This is a genomic window from Bacillota bacterium, from assembly GCA_012837285.1.
In the GTDB taxonomy this organism is placed as follows: Bacteria; Bacillota; DTU030; order DUMP01; family DUMP01; genus DUNI01.
Genome location: DURJ01000112.1, coordinates 1 through 5761 on the forward strand (window position 1 = coordinate 1; position 5761 = coordinate 5761).

At 53.2% G+C, this 5761-nt stretch carries 5 protein-coding genes; 4 read left to right on the top strand and 1 reads right to left on the bottom strand.

Annotated elements, in window-relative coordinates; translation table 11 throughout:
• From GX016_06215 to lpdA, 3 genes are all read left to right on the top strand, one after another.
• Positions 1-1103: TRAP transporter large permease (locus GX016_06215; protein ID HHT71153.1), on the top strand; the 1103-nt coding region annotated here is incomplete at its 5' end.
• A 77-nt stretch (positions 1104-1180) separates the two neighbouring features.
• Positions 1181-2518 (top strand): 2-oxo acid dehydrogenase subunit E2, encoded by a 1338-nt coding sequence (locus tag GX016_06220; protein ID HHT71154.1) that lies wholly within the window; start codon positions 1181-1183, stop codon positions 2516-2518.
• Between the two features lie 79 nt (positions 2519-2597).
• Complete coding sequence (gene lpdA, locus GX016_06225) at positions 2598-3986, top strand: dihydrolipoyl dehydrogenase (GenBank protein ID HHT71155.1); 1389 nt, start codon at positions 2598-2600, stop codon at positions 3984-3986.
• 72 nt (positions 3987-4058) lie between these two features.
• Here lpdA and pdxS read toward each other — a convergent pair whose 3' ends face one another.
• Positions 4059-4898, bottom strand: coding sequence for a pyridoxal 5'-phosphate synthase lyase subunit PdxS (gene pdxS, locus GX016_06230; GenBank protein HHT71156.1), 840 nt, complete (start codon positions 4896-4898; stop codon positions 4059-4061).
• Between the two features lie 207 nt (positions 4899-5105).
• On the opposite strand from pdxS, the gene GX016_06235 reads away from it, so the two are divergent.
• On the top strand, positions 5106-5761 hold a 656-nt coding region (locus GX016_06235), incomplete at its 3' end, for a PLP-dependent aminotransferase family protein (GenBank protein ID HHT71157.1).

Sequence of the window (5761 nt, forward strand, 5' to 3'; positions counted from 1 at the left end):
CGTTCTTTATTTTGGCAGGCGTAATCATGGGTAAAGCCAAAATCTCTGACAAGATTGTCCACTTGGTTGCCTTGTTGGTGGGTCCCGTTCCAGGCGGCTTAGCCGTAGTTACCGTAATTACGGCCATATTTTGGGGCGCTGTATCAGGTTCCGGCCCGGCAACTGTGGCCGCTTTAGGTACCATCTTAATTCCAGGCATGGTTAACATGGGTTACAAGAAAGATTTTGCCGCTGCTCTAGTCTCTGCTTCCAGCGGTATTGCCATTATTATCCCCCCCAGCATTGCCTTCGTCGTATATGGTGTAATCACTGGCGCTTCCATTAGCGAGCTCTTTGTCGCCGGTATTATTCCCGGTATTGTGGTGGGCCTGTTTCTTATTTTGGCCGCTGTCTTGATTTCCTTAGCCTGTGGTTACAAAGGCGACCGCTTCGGCACTGCTCGGGAAATCTGGGTGGCCTTCAAAGAAGCCGTTTGGGGCCTCATTGCACCGCTCATTATCCTCGGGGGAATTTACGGCGGTATCTTCACTCCCACTGAAGCGGCAGCCGTGTCTGTCTTTTACGGGCTCTTTGTGGGCTTTTTCATCTATCGGACCTTAACGTTCCAAGATCTCTTGCAACTGTTGGTAGACTCCGCTGTCTCCTCGGCCGTTGTAATGTTAGTAGTGTCACTGGCCGGCATTTTTGGCTGGGCCATGACCACTTTAGGCGTGGTGGAAAAAATATCGCAGACAGCCATTGCCTTGGCATCAAACGAATATATACTCCTTATGATCATCAACCTCATCTTCTTTGTAGCCGGAATGCTGCTTGATGCGATTTCCATATACTACCTGCTTCTACCCGTCTTGATGCCGATCATGGCTCACTTTGGTTGGGATCCAGTTTGGTTCGGTATCATGATGACGGTGAACTTGGCCATCGGTCAGATCACGCCGCCGGTAGCCGTCAACCTTTATGTGGGAGCCAATATCGCACAGATATCCATGGACGATATCTCAAAAGCCGTCATTCCCTTTGTTCTGGCTTCCATAGTAGCCCTGCTTTGTATCACATTTTTCCCAGCACTTTCTACATGGCTACCAGATATGATGCTGCACTAGAGCCAGTTTTGTTGTTCGAGCCTTATCGCTCACAACCAGGCCAAACTAATTCATGAAAGGAGAGGAAGCCGAACACCATGGCATACACTGTTACCATGCCTAAACTGGGTCTCACCATGACTGAAGGTACTGTTACCGGTTGGTTAAAGAATGTTGGCGATGTAGTAAAAAAAGGCGATCCTCTTTTTGAGGTAGAAACTGATAAAATAACTAACCAAGTGGAAGCCCTGGCTGAGGGCATACTACGAAAAATCATTGTTCCAGAAGGCGACGCCGTACCGGTGGGAACGGCAGTAGCCATTTTGGCCGCTGCTCATGAGCCGTTGCCGGAAGGGGAAGATCGGGCTGTGCCAACACAGTCTAAAGAAGCAGCTACACCGGCCCCGGTTAAACCCACCTGCTCACCCCAGAAAGCCGTAGCAACACCTACACAAGACCTGAAGGCTTCACCGGCGGCCAAGAAACTGGCTCGTGACCGCGGAGTGGACTTAACTTTGATCAAGCCGACACGAACTGACGGGCGCATTGTGGAACGGGACGTGCTAGCTTACTTGGAGGCGAACAAAGCTGCTGCCACAGTTGAAGCAGCCGAAGAAACCGGTCCCGCCTCAAAAGCGCGGGTCACACCGGTAGCAGAGCAACTAGCCAAGGAGCTGGGCGTAGACTTGACCAAACTGGCAGTGGCCGGTCGCATAGGCAAAGAAGATGTCTTTTCCGCCCTGTTAGCTGCCAGCGGAGAAGACAACGACCGCCGGGAACCCTTAGTTGGGGTGCGCAAGATTATTGCCGAGCGCATGGCCGCAAGCAAGCGGGTGGCACCGCACGTAACTTACACCATGGAAGTGGACATGTCCCGGGCTCAGGCCGTTTACGCCGCCTACAAAGCCCAAGACCGCAAGATATCCTACAACGACATGGTGGTTCTGGCTGCCGCCCGAGCCCTGCGTCAGTTCCCCTTGGCCAATGCTTCGCTCGTAGATGAAGAAATAGTATATCACAGCTATATCAACGTGGGTATTGCCGTAGCTTTGGCTAAGGGGCTGATTGTTCCGGTGGTGAAAAACGCCGATCAAAAAACCTTGTACGCCCTGGGACTGGAAATCCGTGCTTTGGCCACCAGAGCTCGGGAAAACAAGCTTTCTCCCGAAGACATCGCCGGTGGCACCTTTACCGTTACTAATTTAGGCATGTACGGTATCGATAGTTTTACCCCGATTATTAATCAGCCGGAGAGTGCTATCTTAGGCGTAGGCCGTATTGCTGACAAACCAGTGGTGGAAAACGGTGCTGTGGTAGTAAAGCCAATGATGACCCTAAGTCTATCAGCCGACCATCGTCTCCTGGACGGGGCCATAGCCGCCGAGTTCCTGTCCTTGATCAAGGCCTTTCTGGAAGAGCCGGCACTAATGCTCTAAATTCAGAACCCAAATATTATGTCCCACAATAGACCAAATTGGGTTATAATTACCATATGCCAGCTTTATTCTAGGAGGAATGAACGTGAAAGTGCTTGTTATTGGCGGCGGTCCCGGTGGCTACGTGGCCGCGCTGCGGGCCGCTCAACTCGGTGCCGAAGTGACCCTGGTGGAAAAGAAGGCCTTAGGAGGGACCTGCCTTAATGTTGGCTGCGTCCCCACCAAGGTGCTCCTTAATACTACTGAGTTGTACCAGACTATTCTGCGTGGAGCACGAATCGGCCTGAAGGCAGAGAATGTGTCCGTGGACTGGCCGGCACTACAGAAGCGCCGTCAGCAGATAGTGCGACGGTTGGTAACAGGAGTGGGTTTTCTCCTGAGGAAAGCTAACTGTCAAGTAATAACGGGAGCTGCTCGTCTTGACGGGAGCAATTCGGTAATTGTAACCGACGCAGACGGCCAGACGACCAAGCTCACTGCCGATCGGATTATCATCGCTACCGGATCGGAGCCGGTGCAGTTGCCGCTTCCGGGCTTGGATTTACCGGAAGTAATTTACAGCGATGCCGCTTTGTCCCTGCCAGAAGTCCCGAACAGCCTGCTTATTATCGGCGGTGGTGTCATCGGGGTCGAGCTGGCTTCGGTTTATCAGACACTGGGAACCAAGTGTATCGTGGTAGAAATGTTGCCCCAGATTCTCCCGACTATGGACGAAGAGCTGACGGAAGGAATAAAGAACCGTTTGACCTCTTTAGGAATAGAAATCTACACCTCTTCCCAGGTGTTAAGTTGTGAGCCGGCAGCAGGCGGTGTAACAGCTAAAGTAAAGACTCCAGATAAAGAGCTGGAGTTTACTGTTAGCAACGTCTTGGCCGCTGTTGGGCGTCGTTCGGCCACTTCCGGTCTGGGCTTGGAAGAAGCAGGCATACAGATGGAACGGGCCCGGATCACGGTGGATGAATACATGCAAACTTCTGTGCCTGGAATTTACGCCGTGGGCGATGCTGTCGGCGGAGTTATGCTGGCCCACGTGGCTTTTGCCGAAGGCGTTGTGGCCGCAGAAAATGCCCTGGGGACTAGAAAATCAATAGATTATAAGACGGTCCCGTCCTGTATTTACACCCAGCCGGAGGCGGCCAGCGTAGGCCTTACGGAAAAACAAGCTCTGGAAGCCGGCTATAAGATCAAGGTCGGCCGCTTCCCTCTGATCGCTAACGGCAAAGCCCTCATTGAAGGTCTGGATGGGTTTATCAAAGTAATTGCCAATGAGCGCTACGGCGAAATCTTAGGAGTCCATATCTTAGGACCCCACGCCACCGAACTCATCGCCGAGGCCGCCCTGGCTCTGAAGCTGGAGGCCACCGTGGAAGAACTTACCGCTACCATCCACCCCCATCCCAGCGTCAGCGAAGCCATGGCCGAAGCTGCCCTGGCTGTGGACAAGATCGCCTTGCATATCCCCAACTGATAGAACTTGGAAAACACAACCGGCAAGACAAGCCTTCAGGGGCCGTCTTGCCGGTTTTCTTGTCCTAATAATTCACCAGCCCCGCTCTGAGTACCGGTTCTCGGCCGATAGGGTGGTGATATCCATGCCAGGCATGGGCTCGCCCAGGTCAGCGGAAACTTCAGCCAAAACAGCCGGTTCGTTGTAATGGGCCACGGCTTTAACGATGGCCCGGGCCCGTTTTTCCGGATTGCTGGATTTAAAGATGCCCGAACCCACAAAAACTCCGTCGGCCCCCAACTGCATCATGAGGGCGGCATCGGCCGGGGTGGCTACACCCCCGGCAGCAAAGTTCACTACCGGAAGGCGGCCTTCTTTGGCCACATACTCAATTAATTCTAACGGTGCTCCCATTTCTTTGGCTTGGGCCACCAGTTCGGCCTTGCCTAGCCCTTGGAGCTTGGCTATTCCTTCGTTTACCGTCCGCAGATGACGCACCGCCTCTACGATGTTACCGGTACCGGCTTCGCCTTTGGTACGGATCATAGCCGCCCCTTCAGCTATCCTTCTTAGGGCTTCGCCTAAATTCCGCGCTCCGCAGACAAAAGGCACCTTGAATTTGGTTTTATCAATATGGTATTTCTCATCGGCAGGAGTAAGAACTTCGCTCTCGTCTATATAATCAATCTCTAGCGCTTGTAAGATCTGCGCTTCAACAAAGTGCCCGATGCGTACCTTGGCCATTACCGGTATGTTCACGGCCTTCTTGATGGCCTTGATCATCTTCGGATCGGACATGCGGGCCACCCCGCCATCACGGCGAATATCCGCTGGAACCCGCTCCAGCGCCATCACCGCACAGGCACCGGCCTCTTGGGCTATTGTTGCCTGCCCGGCGTCAGTTACATCCATAATTACACCGCCGCGGAACATCTGGGTCAAGCTCTCACTAGACGCACATGGTTCTTGCACTAAGAAAACCTCCTTTACTTTCTCCCGGCAGTGAGTTAAGCTAAGTGTAGCGATACATCCGCCGGGGCCTGGGGTCCGCCGCAACTTATGCGGGGTGGTTACCACCATGCTTTTCATTTGTAGTATAGCATTTAGCCTGTGTATTGGTCAATAAGGAGGTATATCCATATGCTAAATAGCGTATCGGTACGCCTTAACCGAGATGCTTCCGTTCCATTGTATCAACAGATTGCCCGGCAACTGGCAGAGCAGATTGAAACCGGGAAGATAGCCCCCGAGAGTAAGCTTCCCCCCATCCGGATGCTGGCCACTAAACTGCAAGTCAATACTGTGACTGTGGTCAAAGCATACCAAGAGCTAAAGCAGGCCGGTCTCGCCGCTTCTCGCGGCGGCAGCGGTACTTACGTTGTAGCCAGAGTCGGCCTGACCGAATCGGCTACCCATGAGCATCTCTCCTTAACGCTGCTGGATCAAGGGCAGGTAGAAATTCCAGCCGGGGCCGTCAACTTTGCCAGTGCCACTCCGGATTCCGATCTGTTACCGGTGGCTACAGTTCAACGTCTTATCAACCAAGTAATAGAGCGCGATGCCGGTGATGCCTTTGCCTATGAGGACAGTCGAGGCTACCCGCCGCTCAGGGAAGCGGTGGCACGTGCCCTAAGAGAACTGGGTATTAACACCGCCGCCGATAACATTCAAGTTATTTCTGGCGCTCAGCAAGGAATAGACATTGTGGCCAAGAGCCTAATTAACCCCGGTGACACAGTGCTGGTAGAGGAACCTACCTATCCGGGAGCGTTGGCAGCGTTTCGGTCCCGTGGTGC